Below are 20,543 nucleotides of genomic sequence, written 5' to 3'. Positions count from 1 at the left end.
TTGATGTATTTTCGGTGTGTGTCGGTCATGGTCATTCGCTCGCTGCCTCACCCTGCGGGTGTGTTGCCCCGGGCGCCGTGACGTGAGCGGCCTGTCGTTCTTTCCACCACCGCCACATGACATAGACGGGCGGGATGACAAACAGCGTGAGGATCATGGCGGAGAAGACGCCGCCGACCTGTGGCGCGGCGATCCGTTTCATCACATCGGCGCCGGTGCCGGTGGCCCACATCACCGGGATCAACCCAATCACGTCCACAAGGCCAATCATCATCATGGGCCGGATCCGTTCCACTGCCCCGAATTGCACCGTCTCGATGACATCCTGCAGGGTCGTAAGCCCGCCGGCCGCTTTACGGCGGGCACAGGCTTCATCCAGATAGGCCAACATGACGGCACTGGTCTCCGCCGCCGTCCCGACGACGGTGATGAGTCCCACCCACACCGCGATGCTCATGTTGTAGCCCAGGATCGACAGGTACCAGATGGCCCCCACCAGCGAGAGCGGCACCCCCACCATCACCATGCAGGTTTGTGCAACCGAGCGGAACGTGAAATAGAAGGTGACAAAGATGATGATGAGCGTCAGCGGGACGACCAGTTTCAGGCGCTCCTTGACCCGCTCCATGAACTCATACTGGCCGGACCAGACGATCGTGTAGCCCGGAGGCAGGGTCACCTTCTCTCTGACCACTCGCTTGAGATCCTCCACATAGCCGCCGACATCCCGCCCCGTCATGTCCAGGAAGACATAGCCCGCGAGGAGGCCGTTTTCGTCCCGGATCATTGGCGGTCCATTGACGAATCGGAGCGTGGCCAGTTGCGCGAGCGGCACTTGCGCGCCGGTCGGGGTCTCCACGAGCACGCGCTTCAGCTTTTCAGGATCATCCCGCAACTCACGCAGATACCGGACGTTGATCGGATAGCGCTCCCGGCCTTCGATGGTGGTGGCGATATTTTCACCCCCGATGGCCGTTTCGATGATCCTTCCGACATCCATCAGCTTGAGCCCATAGCGCGCAATCTCGTCACGGTTGATATCGAAGTCGAGGAAGTAGCCGCCGGACACTCGCTCCGCATATACGCTACGTGTGCCTGGGACCTCTTTGAGCACCATTTCCAGATGTTCACCGATCTGTTCGATCTGTTTCAGATCGGGACCAAAGATCTTGATCCCGACCGGCGTCCGAATGCCAGTCGTCAACATGTCGATCCGGGCCTTAATCGGCATCGTCCAGGCGTTCGTCACACCAGGAATCTGGAGCGCGCGGTCCATCTCATCCACGAGTCCCTCATAGCTCAACCCTGGTCGCCACTGCTCCTTCGCTTTCAGCTCGACGACCACTTCCATCATGCTAAAGGGCGCCGGGTCGGTGGAGGTTTCGGCTCGTCCCGCCTTGCCAAAGACATGCTCCACCTCCGGAAAGGATCGCAGTTTTTGATCCATGATCTGCAGCAGCCGGCTGGCCTCCGTCACCGACAAGCCCGGCAACGTCGTCGGCATATAGAGGATCGTGCCTTCGTACAAGGGCGGCATAAACTCGGAGCCCATCTGCTGATAGAGCGGCACGATGCTGGCCATCAACACGATAGCCCCGATCACGACCGCCTTCCGATAGTGCAAGGCCGTGCGCAGCACGGGCGCATAGAGCCGTTGGAGCGAGCGGGTGACAGGATGCTTCAGTTCCGGAAAGATTTTGCCTCGAATGAACGTCGGTAAGCAGGCCGGGACCATCGTGATGGCCAGGACCGCGCACATCACGATGGCCAGGTTGTTGGTCCAGGCCAGCGGCTTGAACATGCGGCCTTCTTGCGCTTCGAGCGCGAAGACCGGGATAAACGAGATCGCGATGACAAGTACAGACGCAAAAATGGGCGGGCCAACTTCTTTGGCCGAATCGATCAGGACTTGGAGCCGGTCGCCGACCTTCCCATCCCGCTCCCATTCCTCGAGGCGCTTGTGGGCGTTGTCCACCATCACGATGGCGGCATCGACCATGTCGCCGATCGCCACGATGATGCCGCCCAGCGACATGATGTTCATGCCGATGCCCATCATATAGATGGGAATGAATGAGATCAGGACGGCAAGCGGCAGGGTGAGGATAGGAACGATCGCGGACCTGACATGGAGCAAGAACGCCAAGATCAGCACCCCAGTGACGACCAGTTCTTCCAGAAGGCTTTCGTTGGCCGTCGCGATCGATTCTCGAATCAAGTCGCTCCGGTCATAGACCGGGACGACCTTCACGCCTTTTGGCATGGAGGGTTCGAGTTCTTTGAGCTTGGCCTTGACCCGTTCAATCACGGTCAACGCATTCTCGCCGAACCGCATGACCACGATGCCGCCGGCAACTTCGCCTTGACCGTCTAACTCCGCCAGCCCTCGCCTCATGTCTGGCCCGAGCCGGACCGTCGCCACGTCGCGCAATAGAATCGGCGTGCCGTTCTCATTGACCCCCACCGCGATCTTCTCGATGTCCTCCGCTTTCTTGATATACCCACGCCCACGAACCACGTATTCGATCCCCGAAAACTCCACGACGCGGCCCCCCACGTCGTTGTTGCTCTGGCGTATTGTTTCGACAATGGAAGGGAGGGAGAGGCGATAGGCTAATACTTTGGTCGGATCAAGGTTCACTTGGTACTGCCTGACAAACCCGCCGATACTGGCCACCTCGGCCACGCCTTCCACGGCCCGCAGCCAGTACCGCAAATACCAATCCTGGAAACTGCGCAGAGCGGCGAGATCGTGCTGTCCGGCTTCATCGACCAAAGCGTACTGAAAGACCCAGCCCACGCCCGTCGCGTCTGGCCCGAGCTGCGGTGTGACCCCTTCCGGCATGCGGCCGGAGAGTTGGCTCAACCGTTCGAGGATGCGCGACCTGGCCCAATAAATATCCGTGCCGTCCTTGAAGAGAATATAGACGTAGGAATAGCCAAAGTCCGAGAAGCCCCGGACGACGGTGACTTTGGGCGCGGAAAGCAAGGCAGTGACGATCGGATAGGTGATTTGATCTTCCACGAGATCAGGCGAGCGCCCTGGCCAGGTGGTGTAGACGATGACTTGCGTGTCGGAAATATCCGGCAACGCGTCGATTGGTGTCTCCCACATCGCCCAGAGTCCGACGACGGAAAACGCAAAGACCAGGAGGAAGACAATGAAGCGGTTTCGCGCGCTGAATTCGATGATCTGTGCAACCATGTCCGCTTAATCCTTCATCTTCATACCCGGCATGCCACCCATGCCTTCGACCACGGACTTGAGCCGGCTTTCGCTGTCGATCAGAAAGTTGGCCGAGGTCACAATGTGCTCGCCTTCTTTAAGTCCTTCCAGCACTTCAGACCACTCCCCGGTCTTCACCCCGGTCTTGATCAATCGCGGCTCCAACTTTCCCCCGCCGTGATGCAGAAATACCACTTGCTTCTGACCAGACTCGATGACCGCTTCTTGTGGAATCGCGAGTCGTGTGCCCAGGCTGACCCGCAGTTCCACGTTGGCATACATGTCCGGCTTGAGCGTTTCATCACGGTTGTCGAGTTCGAACCGCACTTTGGCGGTGCGGGTCTTCGGGTCCAAGGTGGGATAGATGAAACCCACGTGTCCGGTCAGGACCGTGCTCGGATCATAGGACAGGGTGACGGCCGCTTTCTGATCTTTCTTCACGAACGAGAGTTCGTATTCGTAAATGTCCGCCAAGATCCAGATATGGGAGAGATCCGCGATAGTGTAGAGCTCCTGGCCAGGATCCACATGCGCCCCGGCGAGAGCGTCCTTCTTGATGACTGTCCCGGTGATGGGCGAATGGATCGGCAGAGTCTTCAACACCTTACCGGTCTTTTCGAGTTCTCGGATGTGATCATCCGTGATATCCCAGAGCTGAAAACGGCGCTTGGTCGCTTCCAGCAGGTCCTGTGACCCCCGAGCCACTTCCGGAAATTCACTCTCCCCCATTTGCTTGCGGCCTTGCAACGCCAGGAGATACTCCTCCTGAGTGGCGACCAGATCGGGGCTGTAGATCGTGAAGAGCTGCTGCCCTTTCTTGACGTGGTCTCCGGTCGCGCTGACGAATAGTTGCTCGATCCACCCGTGAAACTTGATCGTGACTTTGGCCAGCTTGCGCTCATCCACGGCAACGCGCCCGACGGTCCGGATGATCTTTTCCAGAGGACGACGCGCCACCGGCTCATACTTTACGCCGATCGTTTGGAGGCGATCCGGTGCAATGGTCACGATGCCTGGCACACCTTCGGACTCGAGGGGAGTCCCTGGTCCAACCGCTTCCTCCACCAGGGCCGGCTTCTTCTGTTGCTCCTTTCCCATCCACGGCATGTCCATCCCGGCCATCTCGTCCTGTCGGGAATCCGCCGGTGGCAGCACCACCGGCCGTGACATCAGCCAGACGAGTGCGGCGCCAGCCGCAATGAGCACGATCCCCATGCCGATGAGACGCTGACGAGTCATGATCCCGGTTTCCTTTCCGGCTGCGGGCCACCTAACGGTCCACCGGTTACGGCTTCGAGCCGAGCGAGCGCTTTCTCGTGGTTCACCATCTCGCCATGCAGTTCTAGCTGGCTGTCCTGGAGCGTCAAGAGACTATTGAGCAGCGTCAAAAAATCTACTTTCCCCACCGCGTACCCGGCTTGCGCGGCCTGCAGGCCAAGCGTTGCCTGGGGAATGATGGCATCGCGCAGGATGGTGATCAGCCGCTCGGCGCGCTGCGCTTGCACGAACCCATCCTTCACCTGAAATAACAGGTCCTGGCGAGTCGCCGTAAAATCCTCCCGCGCGCCCTCCAAGCTGGCGCGCGCCTCCCGCACGCCTTGCTTCTGCTTCGTTTCGTAGAACAGCGGGATCTTGATCCCCACCATCACCTGGTACCCGTTGTCGTTGGTCCGATCATTCCGAAGTCCCAAGGCCGTCAGATCAAAATCCGGGTAATATTGGCGTTTGGCCAGCGAAACGGACCGCTCCGAACGATCAATGCTCTTTGCCGTCGCCAACAACGCGGGGGAGAACTCGTCGGCGCGGCGGCTGAGTTCCTGTAATGGGATCGTCATAATCGTGGTTTGAATTTCCTCCGGTGTTCCCAATGGTCCAGCCGGCGGTCGATTCACGAGACGATTGATCGCGGCATGCAAACTCTCCTTTTGCTGATCCAACACGGCAAGGCGATCGAGCACCCGCGAGATCTCGACCTGGGCGCGGAAGACATCCTGCTGCGCGGCTTGGCCGACACTGTACCGAGCCTTGGCCGTCTTCTCGAACTGCATCAAGAGGACTTTGTTCTTTTCGACGATCTCGATGCTCTTGTGCACGTAGTGGAGGTTGAAATAGGCTTCTTTCAACGTCGCAATGAGCCTCAGCCGCGTGGCATTGAATTCCTGCTCCAGCCGGTCGACGTCGCTTTGCGCCACCTCGCCCTTCAATCTGAGCTTCCCTGGGAACGGAATCTCCTGGCCGAATCCATACATCGCGCCCTGAAGCGGATCGGTCATCGGCATCCGCTGATACCCCAACTGCAATCTCGGATCAGGGAGTGTTTGGACTTGCGGTACGACGGCCTTGGCTGCCTCCCACCGTTCTCTGGCCGCCTTAATTTCCGGACTCCGGGCGACCACTTCCTCGATGAGACTCTGGAGAGTAATCCGATCGTCACCGGGTGCCATGTGGACCACGCTATCCGGGCGTGTGGCACCACCAGTCTCTTGCGCGCCGCTGGCGCACAGCGGGGTGAGACCTACGACGGAGAGCGTGAGGGCAGAGAAGACCCACGCCGGAATATGAACGAGTGATGGTTTCACGGCAGCACCTCCAGACGACATTGAAGAAAGAAAGGAGGCATCGCCCGCTCAACATAATCAGCCGAGCGGCGAGCGAAAGCACTGAAGAGGTGGAATCAGATTCGGAGGACCGAGGAAGAACCTATGGAGAGAGGGACAATGGACCACGCGCGACTCCAGGACCACAGCGTCGGGGCCGAGGGAACTGTGCGCACGGCAGCAGGACTAAGCGGGATCGCCTCATGATCAACATCCATGACCATGCTGTTCTTAATCTGACGTTCGGGAGACGAGGTGAGTGACGGTGGGCACATGGTGGTCCCATCCATTGGACAGGCCATTTCCTCTTCCACAAGCAGCGCCGCACCTTCCATCGACGAGAGATCCGGCGACATACACATCATCCCGATCACCTGGCACAAGGTGAAGAAGAGCACCAGGGCAACGTATTGCGTATTAACTCGTCGAATCATGGGATTGACCATTTCCTACAAGACCTGAGACCTGTCAACTTCGATGCCCAGGCTCTATCAACTGCAGCTGACACATCAAGTCTCACCGACCACACGTAATATTGTCTAAGCATCAGCGGTGCCAGAAATAACGGCTGCCAGACATTCTAGAAACCTCATTTGATTTCATGAGCTTATGCAAACCAGCAGGCCGCGCCTCGGACCTCATCATTGGATGCCACTGAGGCATTTCGGGTCAGTCTCCATATCGATATCCGTGGCAAAGCGCGTCAGCTGAGGAGATCCTGGAGCCTGTTAAAGAGTTCAGCCGCGAGTATTCTTATGTTGTTGTGCTGGATGAAAAATGAAAGTGGGCACGTCTGAATACAATCACGGAATGTGGCTACCTAGAATCAGTCAAAGTGGCCACTCTCGATCAAGAAGGTCGATGGGAAGATCATTAAGCCGGGGAAAACTGGTCTCACCAATGGCTGTTCCGTTTTAAGCCGGGCCCCTTGCACGTTTGACAGGAATCGTCGTCGGGCATTGATTCATTTAGTGAACGCAGCACACAGCATCTGCCGCCTGCTGCCCGCTCACACATTCCTTGAAGGCCGCGAAAGCTTTTAACGCCCACTCTTCCCCAGGACAGCCTTGCATCGTCATGGCCACTTCGAGGAATTCAATCAGCTCCTCCTGTGAGACACCCTTATCATAGACCATCCTCACATACGCCCTGATACAGGGTTCGCAACGAATCGCAATGGAGACGACCATGGCCGTCAGCAGTTTGTATTTGGCTGCGACAGCCGCATCCCGATAGGTCACCTGGCGCATGCGTAGTAAGCCGCCGGTTACCTTCGGACTCAAGCGACGTAATTCCGCGAACAGCCTCTCGCGTTCCGTTGTCATCCTTTTGCCACTCCCTTCTTCGCGCCAGATTTTATTTCTTCTTCAAGGCTCATCAGAATCGAACAGTGGCCGGTGGGCCGGCCAACCCTGCAAGCCCGGATCAAACTGTTCAGTGCGCGGGCCAGTGCCTGTAAGTCGTCAATTTTGGATTCCACCTGCACCAGTTTCGCCCGAGCCTTTTCCCGCGCTTCACCACAGCGAGTCGTTGAGGCAACCCGGAGAACGAGCAACTCAGCGATCTCGTGCAGCGTGAAGCCGAGCGCTTGGGCGTTCCTGATGAACCGGAGACGTCGTTCCTCTTCATGACTGTACAGTCTGTACCCCGAAGGCCTCCTTGCTGATGGCCTGAGCAGATTCAGACGCTCGTAGTAGCGGACGGTTTGGACATTCACTCCGACAATTCTGGCAAGCTGACCGATCGTTAGTTGAGCAGCCATGTCACCACCATGGGAGACAGTCTACACCTTGTACTCTGGTATAGAGTCAAGCGCCTCAACAAACAGCTGATACCCCTTGACCCCGTACCACGGTATAGGCCGTAGGATAGTGTGCACGAAGGGAGGTGATGACTATGTGTCCCTGGATAGAACAGTTTGGCTTTTGCCCCTATGAGGCCGCTTCCAAGGCGTGGGAGTGGGTGCATAACCTCGTGAGCTGACCGCTGAGAGAGCAGAAGGGCGGCTTCTCAATATGCCGCCCTTCTGTGGCTTCTCGTATTCAGGCGAAGCACATCTATACATGTTCTGGTTCAGAACTTCTTACCGAAACTCTCTACGATACAGGACTCGGAATCACGCAACAGAGCTGAACGCGTCGCCACATGGCATAGAGGATCGGAATAACGATCAGCGTCAGGATGGTCGAGCTGGCCCTACCTCCGATCATCGGTGCAGCGATCCGTTTCATCATATCGGCGTCGGTGCCGGAAGATCTGCTGGCCTTTGAATACAGCGGGTCGCAACACGCGCAGTCGAGGCCAACCCACACCGCACTCTACACCTCGCTATGTGACTGTTAACATTTCTTAGCCTGACTCTTTTCACTCCCCAGACAACATCCGACTGCAAGGACACGCGTCAGTGACTGTGGCCATGTCCATCGCTGCCAGGCATTTTGATCTCTTTCTCTGGAACCGACACGCCTCCGAGCGGGGGCGAATCCCGGATCACCTTGTTGCCCGGCGCTAAATTGGCTGCCTTGATGAAATGCGCATCTCCTTCACGCAGGGCTCCAAGGCGGTACAATGCCATCCCGAGGTTGTAGTGAGCTTCGGTCAACTCTGGCAACACAGCGATTGCCGCTTCGAAATGTTGCTTCGCGCTCTCCCACTGTCCCTGCTGATAGGCTAGAATGCCCTCGTCATTGTGGCGGACTGCAGTTGCAGTCGTGCCGACTGGTGCAGGTAACACCATCTGCTTGGGTTTTAGCGAGGACTGGCAGCCCTCGCTCACCAACCGGGCCACTGCAACGAGGGCGATTCGGGGCATGAAAGTGTTGAGTGCCAGAGGCTTCTCCTCTCTCAGAATCCCACCGACAGTCCGATGGTGCTGAAGAACACGGATCGATCTGCTGGCCCGATTAATTCACTCCCGATGCCTACATCAGCGACGACTCGGGAACTGACTTGATGCCGAAGACCGATCCCAATGCCTGTCGGATTCCGTTGGCCCAGGAGATCAGACTGGCGGGTGAAGACGTTGGCAATAATGGTATCGCGAAAACTTGTGGGATATCCGAGCGGATAACTGACCGCCGCTACCACACGGTACGCTCCCACCCGTTCCATCCCCTGTGGAGATCCCAGAAACGTATACCCCACATTCACATGGGTTCGCCATTGCCCGAACGAGCGCGTCATCACGCCGGTCAGCGCGGTATCGACTCCCTTCGCACTCACACCGGTGGGAAACCCCAGTTGTACGCGGGCTGCAAAGGCTGGCAGGCTCAGGGTCTCGGTATTGAAGTTATACAGCGCGCCGACCGTGAGATTGCCTGATTTATCATCCCCTACGACGGACCTCGGGTCCGTCGACACATCGCTACTCAGCTCCAATTGGGTATTGTTGAATGCCCCGATGATCAGCTGAGGCTGGAACACGAGTCGGCTGTCCCCTCGCTTGCGGTCACTAAATAATAGTCCTCCCTCGACCCCGATCTCTCCTTTCGGAACCACATAAGCATCTTCAATCGCAATGGGACGGTTGGGGTCCAGATTGTCGTGGTCCAACGCCCAGACGACGGTCGGCACCATCAGCAGGAACAGTACGACACCCCTGGAAGTATTCCTTTTCACTGGTGACCTCCTGAGTGTCCGGACTGTTCGCCCGGCGCTCCGGGTTCTACCCCTGGGGTCAAGCCAGAGTGGTGGGGTTGTCCCTCACGAACGAAGAAGGGGTTCGTGGCATCCGCACTGGTCCAGTAGTAGGTCTGGGTCACGCGGTAGATTTCCTGGCGCTTTCCCTCCCAGGTCGGGAGGAGATCGCTGGTGAGAATGTCACTGATGTTGTCATGCATCATGTGGAGGTTATCGAAGATGTTGGCGATCTCGGGATACTCCGCCGCGAACTTCGGACTCAGCTCTGCCGTCATCGGCATGAACGTCCATTCCACCGGTGGCTTCTGCAAATAGCCATGATAGGTCCTCAGGATCGGCTCGACAGCTTTTTGTTTTGCCGGAAGGTCCGGAGCCACAGCTAACGCGTCATAGACCACAACCTGGAGATAGTGGTAGGCCCAAATTGTGGCGTTGAAGAGCGGAAACTTTCGGCGAAACGATTTCGAGTACGGGAAGGTATCCAACCGTTGATGATCCAGCTGCTTCGCGGTGATCGCATACTGACTCTCCTTGTAAAACGCCAATACGTTGTGGATGGCCGTCTTTTTGTCTTCGATGTCCGAGACATAGATATCGTAGGTGGCCCGGTGAAGCGCATGGGCTTCATCAAACGTATTCTGCGCCTTCCACGCCAATTTCATATAGTTTGGCGCAATCGCTTCTTCATTCGGGTTGAGAACTGGCCGAGAATAAATAAACCGGAGCGTCTCCTTCCTTGCCCTGTCCTCAATGGCCGACACATCTTTGGCTCCCGTCAACAGGAGATTTTCATAGAGGTTCGAGTGCCCAAAGTCGACGCCATTGAATTCAATATCCAGTTCTTTCAACTGCTCCCGCAATGCAAAATTCCACAGGGCGCGGTAATAGAACCGCTTATCCCGTTGCTCGACCGGGGCACAGGCCCCCGTGATGCCGGCGATGAGGATCGTGACGCCGAACAATGCCAACAGTTGTCGCGTACGCATGATGTTCTCTCCTGGAACGCCTGAGCGGATCCGCTGTTCAAACACAGCTGACCAGCACACGTGAACCTGTCACGGCTGTTTTCTGATAATGCTTTCTGGAAGACGAAACGGCGTTACAGCGTCAGCGCACGCGGGGAGGATGGAACTGATCGACGACCAGTGTGAGAAGAGGCGCAGCCGGAATGATGAGACTCGAAAAGCCCAGCAAGGCGAAGAGAACACCGACCGTACTCATGGCCGCAGATCCCATGCAGGTAGAGCAGGAGACTGACGCATCGTGGTGCAGATGGTCTGAGGCCAGATGATGGCTCCCCATGAGCGGGACCATGCACAACACTGACAGACACAGCAGACCGAGAAGGAAGAGTTTAGTCATAACGAGGCTGATAATACATCAGCACCTGTGCTTGGTCAAATGAACGGTGCCCACTTCAGAACGTGAGCCTTCACAAAGCGGCAAGGGCCATATCCAAGATGCTGCCCAGTTGGACCATAGGGGATCTTTCTTGGATCGATCGTTCCTCGTACTCGATAACGGTGATCGTGTATGGCTTCTTGGGCGTCTTGGTTTATAGGTTTTCATTGATCTGTTGATCGCTCTCACCTCGCATCCGAACTCCTCACGCCACCCGCGCATGCCGGAGGCGGAGGCTGTTCGTCACCACGCTGACTGAACTGAACGCCATGGCCGCACTGGCAAGAATGGGGCTGAGCAGAATACCGAAGGCCGGGTAGAGAATACCGGCCGCGACGGGAATGCCCACGACGTTGTAGACAAATGCCCAGAACAAATTTTGTTTCATCGTCCGCATCGTTCGCCTGGCTAGCAAAATAGCCGACACGACGCCGCGGAGATCGTTCCGCATCAATGTCACGTCGCTCGCTTCCATAGCGATATCGGTGCCGGTGCCGATTGCGAACCCGACATCGGCCTGTGCCAGGGCAGGAGCATCGTTGATGCCATCGCCCACCATCGCGACGACCTCTCCCGCCTGCTGTCGGCGACGGACCTCGGCCACTTTGCCTTCCGGCAACACCCCAGCGACCACGCGGTCAATCCCGGCCTGCCGTGCGATGGCCTCCGCCGTGCGGCGGTGATCCCCAGTCAGCATCACCACCATGAGCCCCAGCTGGTTCAATTTTTGAATGGCCTCACGAGATGTGGGCTTGATCGGGTCGGCTACGGCAATCAACCCTGCCAACTTCCCGTTGATCGCGATATACATCGGCGTTTTTCCTTCACCGGCTAGACGTTCCACCTCCTCTTTCACTGCGGTGAGATCCACCGCATAATCAGCCATGAGCGCCTCATTGCCAACAGCCAGCGCGGCACCATCTACCACGCCAGTTGCTCCCTGTCCCGTGACCGATTGGAACGAGTCTGCCGTCGCCAGGGGCAACGACTGCTCGTTCGCATAGCGCACGATCGCCTCAGCCAGCGGATGTTCAGAGGAGGCCTCGATCGAGGCGACCAGCCGTACGAGATCTTTTTCAGACCACTCCGTACCCCAAACCGGTACCACGTCCGTGACGGTCGGCCGTCCCTCGGTGATCGTGCCGGTCTTATCCAACACGACGGTGTTAATCTGCCCAGCCCGCTGCAACGCCTCACCGCCCTTGATCAGGATACCCCTTTCGGCTCCCTTGCCGGTCGCCACCATGACGGCAGTCGGCACGGCAAGTCCCATTGCGCAGGGGCAGGCAATGATCAGGACCGCAACCGCCGCGGCAAACGCACGCATGGCCGGCGCCTGGTCAGCCGTAACAAACCAGATCACAAACGTCGCGATCGCGAGTGACAGCACGATCGGCACGAAGATCCCGCTGACCTGATCGGCGAGCCTCTGGATGGGAGCCCGTGAGCCCTGAGCATCACACATCAGCTTGACGATGTGGGCCAGGACGCTGTCCGACCCCAGCGTCGTCGCGCGATACCGGAAGGCGCCGGTCCTATTGATCGTGCCACCGATGAGGCGATCCCCCGGCTGTTTTTCGACCGGCAATGATTCGCCCGTCACCATCGATTCATCGACCGCGCTCGTCCCGGAAATGATTGCTCCGTCCACAGGGATGCGTTCTCCCGGCCGCACGATCACGATCTCCTCGCTCTGCACGTCGTTCACTGGGATGTCGACCTCAGCGCCGGCCCGCACCACCCGCGCCGTTTTCGGTTGGAGTTCCACCAGGCGCCTCAAGGCCACGGAAGTCTGTCGTTTGGCCCGCGCTTCCAGCGCGTTGCCGGTCAGGATCAGCGCAATGATCATGATCACCGCCTCATAATAGAGGTCCGGCAGCACGCCCCGACTCAGGAAGAACTCCGGCGCCACAGTCGCCAGCACGGAGTAGAGGAAGGCGGCCCCTGTGCCCACGGCGATGAGTGTGTTCATGTTCGCCGAGTGATGTCGGAAGGCGGACCAGGCGCGCACATAGAAATGCCGCCCCGCCCAACCCATGACGAGCAGGGTCAGCGCGAGCAGCGCGTACGATAATACCCATGGGGTGAACGTATAGAGCCAGGGAGCGACGGCATGGATGGCGGGGGTCATTGATTCCATCGCCCATCGCATGAACAGATCGGCAACCGGTCCATGGACATCTGCATCGGCAGCCCCCATAAGCGGCATGGAGAGTGTCATGGCCAACAAACCGATGCTTCCACTCAATAACGCCTTGTGCCTGAGTTCCCGATACTCTTCCTCCTGCGCCCGATCCTGTGCCTCCTGTTCATCGAACGCAGTCTGATCCTGCGCGGCGAGTTCTGCACCATACCCGGTCTCGCGGATCGTCTCGACCAGGGCCTTGGGGGAGGTCACCACAGGATCGTACGTGACGGCGGCATTCTTCAGCATGAGATTCACTGAGGCGTCGAAGACGCCCGGTTTTGCCTGTAGCGCCCGTTGCACGCGCGCCTGACAGGCGGCGCAGGTCATTCCCTTCACGGGAATTGTGACCTTCTCATGGGCAGTCACTGCATTGGTCCCGGTTTGTTGAGCCGTATTTTTTGGGTTCCGTTTCTCTATCAGTATCAAGGGAGTCGTGGTCGGCATGGTTTCCTCCTCGTCAGTCTTGCACGATGAGCCGGCCGCGCAACATGCTCATCCCGCAGGTGAACACGAAATCGCCTGTCTGTGTCGGCGTCAGCTCGATCGTGGTCTTTCGGAAGGCGGGCAAGCACTTGTGGACCCCAAAATCTGGAAAGACGATCTCTTCCGAGCAACCTGACCGTTCTCGTCGGTCAAAGACGAGCCGGACCGGCCTGTCCCTCTCACGCTCACCACGGCTGGGTGATAGCCGCCTTCAACCACAATGGCGACCTCCTGGACTCCCTCCACATTGATCGCGGCGTTCGACACCGTCTGTCGGGCCAGAAAGAAGTACCAGTTGATCCAGATCATCGCCGCGATGCCGCCGATGATGACCATCCATTCCATCATGCTCATGCCACCCTCCTGACCAACTCGGCCTCATATCCCGCCTCGTTCACAGCTTGGATAATCTCCGTGGGAACGATCTCCCTCGGGTCATAAACGACGATTGCTTCGCCGACCTTCACGCTGTTCACCCGCACACCGTCGAGCCGGGTCAGCGCCTTCGTGACCTGTCCGACGCAATGCCCGCAGCTCATTCCGGCGATCTTCAGGGTCAATTCGTCCATGTCGAACCTCCTCAGTGAGTGGGTTTCGCGCATCTCACATTCAAGAAACGCGCATCCTTCACCCCTTCAGACGGAAGAGGACGCCAATTATTACAGTGCCTGTAGATACGATTGGGCGTGGGTATGAGGCGAGGACTCATCGTTGCGGACGGTGCCGCTGTTTAGTCGCACGTGCAATTCAGGCAGCCGTGTGTACTGCAGACCCCGCAGGACTGTTCCAGGCTGGCGCGCAAGGCTTGACGGGCTCGGTGCAACCGAACCGTGAGATTGCTTTGAGAGATCTTCAACTCCTCCGCCACGCGTTTCGGAGATTCGTCCTCGAGATCAATGCGCCGGATGAGCTCGGCATAGTTCGAACGCAACTTCGGAAGGAGACGGTGAAGGCAAGTGCAGACGGTGGTTTTCATCTCATCGATCGGAGGCTCCTTATCGTCTCCAGAGAGAGTCAGTTCTTGGAGAAAGGCTTCATTGCGACGAGCTTCTGCACTTTTCGATCGATAATAGTCGATGAGTGTGTGGCGAATGATTTTATAGAACCAGGCCACCACACTGTCATCATTTCGCACAGAATGGTGACGTTGAACGGCTCGAATCATACTTTGTTGCAATAAGTCCTCCGCCACCGCCTCATCACCGACACGACGATGTAAGAACACTCGAAACGCAGACTCGTGCTCTAGAAGCCGTTGGATCATATCGTTCAGGTGAGGTTCAGGAGTCGCGTTTGATGCGGTGAAGGAGAGCTCGTCTTGTGGAACTGCCTGCTTCTTCTTGTTCATGGAGTTCCTCTCTCTGCGTAGCCTATCGTCAGTCCTCCAGCGGCGCAACAGGTCTATATGTTCAAAATACTATGCGAGGCCCCTCTTACTCCCTGATGCGTCGGAAGCTCAGTGTTCGCAGCACAACGCGGTCTTGTCTGTGGGCCCGCCCATCAGACATTCCTTGTAGCCACGATACGCCTTGAGCGCCCATTCTTCCCCCGGACAGCCTTGCATCGTCATGGCCACTTCGAGGAATTCAATCAGCTCCTCCTGTGAGACGCCCTTATCATAGGCCATCCTCACATAAGCCCTGATACAGGGTTTGCAACGAATCGCCATCGAGATAGCCATCGCAGTCAGGAGCTTCTACTGGGTAGAACAGTTTGGCTTTTGCCCCTATGAGGCCGCTTCCAAGGCGTGGCAGTGGGTGCATAACCTCGTGAGCTGACCGCTGAGAGGGCAGAAGGTCGGCTTCTCAATGTGCCGCCCTTCTGTGTCTCCGCTCATTCAGGTAAAGCACATTTATATTTGCTCTGGTTCATGGCTTCCTACCGCAACTCTCTACGATACAGGACTCGGAATCACGCAACAGAGCTGAACGCGTCGCCACATGGCATAGAGGATCGGAAGAAAGATCAGCGTAAGGATGGTCGAGTCGGCCATACCACCAATCATCGGTGCAGCGATCCGTTTCATCATATCGGCGTCGGGACCGGTGGTCCACATGATTGGCAATAACCCGCCCATGACGGCAGTGACGGTCATCACCTTGAGCCGCACCCGCTGAACTACTCCTTCCATCATGACCTCACGCAGGTCTTGAACTGTCGTCCTGCGGCCTTCACGCACTCGCCGTTCATACGCTTCGTTGAGATAGACCGGCATGACAACTCCGATAGTTGATGCCACTCCGGCTGAGGCCACGCTCAAATCGGGGAAAAGAAAGTCAAGATATACTCACCCAGTCCGAACCTTCTCGGATATTTATTCCACCTGAACTCGGTCTGATCGTTCCTCCACAATCTGCAGTGTGGCATGATCAATTCCGAAGCGATCTCGTAGAAGCTGTTGGAGGTGTCCCAACACTGCGTTCCGATCCTCCCCAACAGGGACCACCACATGGGCACTGAGGGCGTCGAGACCGGAGGTAATGGTCCAGATGTGAAGATCATGAATCCCCTTCACGCCAGGCACGGCGACCATCGCTTGTCCGACCTCTCTGGCGTTCAGGCGAGTCGGCACCCCCTCCATGAGGACGTGCACAGCCTGAGAAAGGAGTGCCCACGTGCGCCATACAATAAAGAGGCTGATGCCGACACTGAGCAACGGATCAATGGGAAACCATCCGGTCAACCATATCGTCGCCCCGCCAAGAATAACTCCGATCGAACTGATCGCATCACTGAGCACTTCTAAGTAGGCACTGCGGATATTCAAGGTCTCGTTCCCATGGTCTTCGAGTACCTTCAGGCTGACAAGATTCACCGCCAAGCCGACGAAGCCGATTAACAACATCGGAATGCCGGCGACGTGGGGCGGTTCGAAAAAACGACGGTAGGCCTCAACGACGATCCAGATCGCCAGCATCAACAACACTGCGGCATTGATAGCCGCGGCGAGGATTTCTGCCCGGTGATAACCATACGACTTGTCCGGTGTCGAAGGCCTGGCGGCCATCCATATGGCAAAGGCGCTCAGGCTTAGCGCCGCCACATCCGTCAGCATATGGCCTGCGTCCGCCAACAATGCCAAACTTCCCGTGAGCAGACCGCCGACCACCTCGATGATCATAAACGTCCCCGTGATCAGCAAGACGCGTAGCAGATTCTTTTGCTGCGTGGGTCTACTCTCTGAATTGTTATGCATGGAACCTCGTCTTTCTAAGCTGCCGATTATCTTCCAAGCGGTGCACGACGTACGAAGCCTCGTCATGAACGCCAGGCTTGGCGAACGTTAGTGGCCGTGGCCGTGCCCGTCGGACCCCCCTGGAGGCTCTTTCTCCGGAACCGTTACATGCTTGAGGGCTGGAGAATCCCAAATTACTTTATTCCCCGGTGCCAAGTTGGCCGCCTCAATAAAATGGGCATCGCCTTCTTTGAAGGCGTTCAGTTTGTACAGGGTCTTCCCGAGGTTGTAATGCGCTTCCGCCAGGATCGGCACTGTTGTGATCGCGGCTTCGAAATGCTGCTGGGCTTCGGCCCACCGATTCTGCTTGTACGCGAGGATCCCCTCTTCATTATGCTGTGCTGCTGGTGCGCTCACACCTGTCGGCGCGGACAACAACGTAGGCGGGGCTGTCGACTGACATCCGCTCCACATGATTAATGCGATTGGAACAATCACCATCGTCTTGCTCAGCATCAATTCCTCCTTCGATCGGCTACTCCGAGGTTGAGACGCGGGCTGCTGGCCAGCCGACCCGGAGCCCATTCGCCACGGCCAGAAGCTCACTGACTTCATGCACCAGAACCGCAACGGCGACGCTGAGGAAGCCGCCGACCGCCAAGGGAATAAGGACCGCGAGCAGCACGAGGGAGAAGACAATGTTCTCCATGCTGATCTGCCTCGCTTTGGCTCCCAGCCGCAGCGCCTCCCCCACCTTCGAGAGATCATCGGCCATTAGAGCTACGTCGGCGGCTTCGATAGCGGCATCGGTCCCCGCCGCACCCATCGCCACCCCGCAGGTGGCGGCGGCCAGGGCCGGCGCATCGTTGACCCCGTCCCCCACCATCAGCACAGCGCCGTAGCGGGCTTCCAGGTCGTGCACCGCTCGGACTTTGTCTTCCGGCTTGAGATCCGCCAAGTAGGAGTCGATTCCCAGCGCCTGGGCGACGCTCCGCGCTGTTCGCGCATTGTCCCCTGTCAGCATGACGACGCGGACGCCCATCGTATGCAGGCCCGCGATGACCTCGCGCACGCCCTCGCGGATGCGGTCCTGCAGCGCGAACAGGCCTCGCAGGGTGTGTTGATTGCCCACGAGGACCACGGTCTTCCCCTCTGCCTGAAGCGCTCGCACATGGCCCTCGATCGTCGTCAGGTCCACGCCGAGCTGTTGGAACAGATCGGGGCTCCCCACGTACCAGCTCTGGTCTCCCACGACCGCGGTCGCTCCCGCACCCATGAGCGCGTGAAACGTTCGCACCTCCACTGGCACGATCTCGGCCGCCCGCGCTCGTTCCACAATCGCCCTGGCCAGTGGATGCTCCGAGCCATATTCCATTCCAGCGGCCAACGCGAGCAGTTCTTCTTCGGAACCGGTGAACGGAATGAGATCCGTCACCACTGGTCTCCCGTAGGTGAGGGTCCCGGTTTTGTCGAACGCGACCGCGCGAATCCGGCCGAGGTGTTCCAGATGCGCGCCTCCTTTAATGAGGATGCCGCGCTTGCCTGCCGTGCCGATCGCGGCGGCGGTCGCGACCGGCGTCGACATCACCAGGGCGCAGGGTGCCGCGGCGACGAGCAGGACCACGGCTCGCATCGCCCAGTCGGCCAGCGGCAATCCCAAGAGATAGGGCACAATGAGGAATCCGAGGGCCACCAACAAGACCGCCGGGCTGTACCGTCGCCCAAACCGTTCGATCCATTGCTGGGCCGCGCCTTTGCGTTCCTGCGCTTCTTCGACCAGATGAATGATCTTCGCCAGGGTATTGTCCTGAAATGGGGCCGTCGCTTCGACTTCTAAGAGGCCCTGCCGGTTGAGCGATCCGGCGAAGACCTTCATCCCCAGCCCCTTGTCCACGGGAAGGGATTCTCCCGTAATTGGGGATTCATCGAGACTCGAGCTGCCTGACCGGATGATCCCGTCGGTGGGGAGCCCCTCGCCAGGGCGAATCAGAAAGTGATCGCCCACTTGGAGGCGTTCAGCCGGGATGGTCAGCTCCTCTCCGTTGCGCAGGACGTGAGCTTCCTTCGGCGCGAGATCGAGCAAGGCCCGAATCGCCGACCGCGTCCGGGCGTACGTGTACTCCTCCAAACCTTCAGCGGACCCGTAGAGAAAGACGAGAAAGGCCGCTTCATCCCAGAGGCCCAAGATACCGGACCCCACCGTCGCGGCGAGCATCAAGAGGTCGATCCCCACAACCCGTTCGCGAACGAGTGCCTCCACCGCCTCGCGACCCCAGTGATACCCGCCTAAGGGGATCGCCAGGAGGTAGCACAGGCCCTCAATTTGCGACGAGATCAGCCCGAGATGGGCCAGGACGAATCCCGCACCTGCCAGTGCGCCGGCCATGAGCGCGTTGCGAAGCACGGGATAGCGCCACCATGGCCCGTCAAAGCCATCTTGGTGATCGTTTCCTTCCGGCCTCACTGGGCCCATCCTGCTCTCACACATGTTGTTCCTCCCTTGGTCGCCCAGACTGGTCACGCTCAGAAGGCGCTTCCTTTTGAGAGTCGCCACCCCCCTCTCTGGTGCGAGAGCTTCACGGCGTTCCAATCAGTGCGATACGAAGTCTTTAAAGAAGATCCTTGCGCTTCTCTTCGAACTCCTGCTTATTGATCTCCCCGCGGGCGTAGCGCTTTTTCAAAATCTCCAAGGCCGATTCCGGCTCGCGAGAGGCTGACCCAAATCCCTTTTGTTCCAACCACGACTTGATCCATAGGACTAGCGCGAGGATCACCAACGTCCAAAAGACGACCATCAAGACATAACCCACCCAGCCCCAGAGCCCCATCATTGGTTCGTGCATGGCTGTCTCCTTCCGCTTTCCATTAACTCCTCATCGCCGCGTGTCTCCTGGTTCCGGTTCTGGCCCACAAGACTTCAGTCGAAGCGACTGGCCCGCTGCATCCGCAACGTCTCTGATGGCGCGTTCCAGGTTGACCCCGAGCTGGACCTCTTTCCGCCGTTGCTCTTCGGGAGGGAACACGGCAAGCGTTTTCCCGGGAATCAGGACCATGACCGTCTGCGTCCTCCAAAGCGGTCCGCCACAGAGCTCTGTCTGCACGGCCTCGACTTGGACCCGCACGGATCGAAGTCCCCAGCCAAAGGCATAGGCCCCGCCCCACCAAAAGGGCAGATCCGTGGACAGATCGAGCGCCATGAAGCTGCCCACGACAGCCGGGTTCCAGCCTGAGGCGAACCCGACGGTCAGGAGATGAGCGGTCGCCGTCATCGCCCACCCTCCCACCCAGTACTGCCAGCGCACGGCACCATAATCCGGGATGCGTCCGGTGACAATGAGATCGGCCCGGCTCTCATCGACCAGGGCACGGACGTGCGCGTCGCTGAGCCGTTCCCGCCGAACGCCGAGATTGCCGACCATACGCCTGGCCTCGCCGAATGGCACGACCCGGAATCCCGGTTGCACGGCCAACTGCTCCGTCATCAGCCGCTACGCTCTGAGCTCGACCTCCTCGATGAGCTGAGCCCGGATGACCGGTTCGACCTCTGGAGACGGGGTCTCCTCGAACGTCTGCATTTGCGTGCTCTTCGTAATCGGGGCTTCCACCAGGAATTGCGCCACCATGATCGTCAGCGGAGGATCCGGCGGCGGCAGTGTCCTGGACCACCAGCCAGCGCATCCGCCGCTAGCCAAGACCACGAATAGGAGAAAGGCACTAAGCAGAGGGAGCGCTCCTGGCTTCCCCTCCCGTTGCTCAGAACGTCCCGGCCAACCCACTTTCATCCCGACAACACCAGAACAAGTCACGGCACTTCCCTTCTCGAAGATCTCTTCT

21 protein-coding genes and 1 pseudogene are annotated in these 20,543 nt (G+C 58.3%); all 22 read right to left on the bottom strand.

Features of this window, described 5'->3' with window-relative positions; all coding sequences use genetic code 11:
* Positions 1 to 31: 31 nt before the first annotated feature.
* Positions 32 to 3,205: an efflux RND transporter permease subunit gene (locus NITLEN_RS15285; RefSeq protein ID WP_121990503.1), complete on the bottom strand. Its 3,174-nt coding sequence runs from the start codon at positions 3,203 to 3,205 to the stop codon at positions 32 to 34.
* A gap of 6 nt (positions 3,206 to 3,211) precedes the next feature.
* Positions 3,212 to 4,465 (bottom strand): efflux RND transporter periplasmic adaptor subunit, encoded by a 1,254-nt coding sequence (locus tag NITLEN_RS15280; protein WP_181416909.1) that lies wholly within the window; start codon positions 4,463 to 4,465, stop codon positions 3,212 to 3,214.
* Complete coding sequence (locus NITLEN_RS15275) at positions 4,462 to 5,805, bottom strand: TolC family protein (protein WP_219999472.1); 1,344 nt, start codon at positions 5,803 to 5,805, stop codon at positions 4,462 to 4,464. The genes NITLEN_RS15280 and NITLEN_RS15275 overlap by 4 nt, the downstream gene beginning before the upstream one ends.
* A gap of 95 nt (positions 5,806 to 5,900) precedes the next feature.
* The gene (locus tag NITLEN_RS15270; protein WP_146216220.1) at positions 5,901 to 6,257 is read right to left on the bottom strand and encodes a hypothetical protein; all 357 of its coding nucleotides are present in this window, start codon (positions 6,255 to 6,257) and stop codon (positions 5,901 to 5,903) included.
* 534 nt (positions 6,258 to 6,791) lie between these two features.
* Complete coding sequence (locus NITLEN_RS15265) at positions 6,792 to 7,148, bottom strand: carboxymuconolactone decarboxylase family protein (RefSeq protein WP_121990501.1); 357 nt, start codon at positions 7,146 to 7,148, stop codon at positions 6,792 to 6,794.
* Positions 7,145 to 7,585: a heavy metal-responsive transcriptional regulator gene (locus NITLEN_RS15260; RefSeq protein ID WP_121990500.1), complete on the bottom strand. Its 441-nt coding sequence runs from the start codon at positions 7,583 to 7,585 to the stop codon at positions 7,145 to 7,147. Before NITLEN_RS15260 ends, NITLEN_RS15265 begins: the two co-directional genes overlap by 4 nt.
* 639 nt (positions 7,586 to 8,224) lie before the next feature.
* A complete protein-coding gene (locus tag NITLEN_RS15255) occupies positions 8,225 to 8,635 on the bottom strand; it encodes a tetratricopeptide repeat protein (protein WP_121990499.1) in 411 nt (136 codons plus the stop codon).
* Positions 8,636 to 8,667: 32 nt separating this feature from the next.
* Positions 8,668 to 9,441 (bottom strand): transporter, encoded by a 774-nt coding sequence (locus NITLEN_RS15250; RefSeq protein WP_146216219.1) that lies wholly within the window; start codon positions 9,439 to 9,441, stop codon positions 8,668 to 8,670.
* The gene (locus tag NITLEN_RS15245; RefSeq protein WP_121990497.1) at positions 9,438 to 10,448 is read right to left on the bottom strand and encodes a hypothetical protein; all 1,011 of its coding nucleotides are present in this window, start codon (positions 10,446 to 10,448) and stop codon (positions 9,438 to 9,440) included. Before NITLEN_RS15245 ends, NITLEN_RS15250 begins: the two co-directional genes overlap by 4 nt.
* Before the next feature lie 121 nt (positions 10,449 to 10,569).
* Entirely contained in the window at positions 10,570 to 10,824 is a 255-nt protein-coding gene (locus NITLEN_RS17935) for a hypothetical protein (RefSeq protein ID WP_146216218.1), read from the bottom strand.
* A 244-nt stretch (positions 10,825 to 11,068) separates the two neighbouring features.
* Positions 11,069 to 13,495 carry a heavy metal translocating P-type ATPase gene (locus NITLEN_RS15240; protein WP_121990496.1) on the bottom strand — a complete coding sequence of 809 codons (2,427 nt, stop codon included), beginning with the start codon at positions 13,493 to 13,495 and terminating at the stop codon, positions 11,069 to 11,071.
* Between the two features lie 13 nt (positions 13,496 to 13,508).
* Positions 13,509 to 13,679, bottom strand: a pseudogene (locus NITLEN_RS18725) (cupredoxin domain-containing protein); the annotation flags it as partial.
* A 205-nt stretch (positions 13,680 to 13,884) separates the two neighbouring features.
* Positions 13,885 to 14,103, bottom strand: coding sequence for a heavy-metal-associated domain-containing protein (locus tag NITLEN_RS15230; protein ID WP_121990495.1), 219 nt, complete (start codon positions 14,101 to 14,103; stop codon positions 13,885 to 13,887).
* Positions 14,104 to 14,264: 161 nt separating this feature from the next.
* Positions 14,265 to 14,882: a sigma-70 family RNA polymerase sigma factor gene (locus NITLEN_RS15225; RefSeq protein ID WP_121990494.1), complete on the bottom strand. Its 618-nt coding sequence runs from the start codon at positions 14,880 to 14,882 to the stop codon at positions 14,265 to 14,267.
* Between the two features lie 108 nt (positions 14,883 to 14,990).
* Positions 14,991 to 15,215 (bottom strand): carboxymuconolactone decarboxylase family protein, encoded by a 225-nt coding sequence (locus NITLEN_RS15220; protein WP_121990493.1) that lies wholly within the window; start codon positions 15,213 to 15,215, stop codon positions 14,991 to 14,993.
* Positions 15,216 to 15,425: 210 nt separating this feature from the next.
* The gene (locus tag NITLEN_RS15215) at positions 15,426 to 15,749 is read right to left on the bottom strand and encodes an efflux RND transporter permease subunit (RefSeq protein WP_121990492.1); all 324 of its coding nucleotides are present in this window, start codon (positions 15,747 to 15,749) and stop codon (positions 15,426 to 15,428) included.
* Positions 15,750 to 15,848: 99 nt separating this feature from the next.
* Positions 15,849 to 16,730, bottom strand: a complete 882-nt coding sequence (locus tag NITLEN_RS15210) for a cation diffusion facilitator family transporter (RefSeq protein ID WP_181416908.1) — start codon at positions 16,728 to 16,730, stop codon at positions 15,849 to 15,851.
* Between the two features lie 87 nt (positions 16,731 to 16,817).
* Positions 16,818 to 17,225, bottom strand: a complete 408-nt coding sequence (locus tag NITLEN_RS15205) for a tetratricopeptide repeat protein (protein ID WP_181416907.1) — start codon at positions 17,223 to 17,225, stop codon at positions 16,818 to 16,820.
* Between the two features lie 19 nt (positions 17,226 to 17,244).
* A complete protein-coding gene (locus NITLEN_RS15200; RefSeq protein WP_219999471.1) occupies positions 17,245 to 19,173 on the bottom strand; it encodes a heavy metal translocating P-type ATPase in 1,929 nt (642 codons plus the stop codon).
* Positions 19,174 to 19,318: 145 nt separating this feature from the next.
* The gene (locus tag NITLEN_RS15195) at positions 19,319 to 19,552 is read right to left on the bottom strand and encodes an SHOCT domain-containing protein (protein ID WP_219999470.1); all 234 of its coding nucleotides are present in this window, start codon (positions 19,550 to 19,552) and stop codon (positions 19,319 to 19,321) included.
* Between the two features lie 30 nt (positions 19,553 to 19,582).
* Positions 19,583 to 20,191: a hypothetical protein gene (locus NITLEN_RS15190; protein ID WP_121990488.1), complete on the bottom strand. Its 609-nt coding sequence runs from the start codon at positions 20,189 to 20,191 to the stop codon at positions 19,583 to 19,585.
* Positions 20,192 to 20,197: 6 nt separating this feature from the next.
* The gene (locus NITLEN_RS15185; RefSeq protein WP_146216217.1) at positions 20,198 to 20,515 is read right to left on the bottom strand and encodes a hypothetical protein; all 318 of its coding nucleotides are present in this window, start codon (positions 20,513 to 20,515) and stop codon (positions 20,198 to 20,200) included.
* Between the last annotated feature and the right edge of the window lie 28 nt (positions 20,516 to 20,543).

This window comes from Nitrospira lenta (genome assembly GCF_900403705.1).
Classification (GTDB): Bacteria; Nitrospirota; Nitrospiria; order Nitrospirales; family Nitrospiraceae; genus Nitrospira_D; species Nitrospira_D lenta.
The sequence above is the reverse complement of the archived record's forward strand: the minus strand, read 5'-3'. Positions and strand labels throughout refer to the sequence as shown.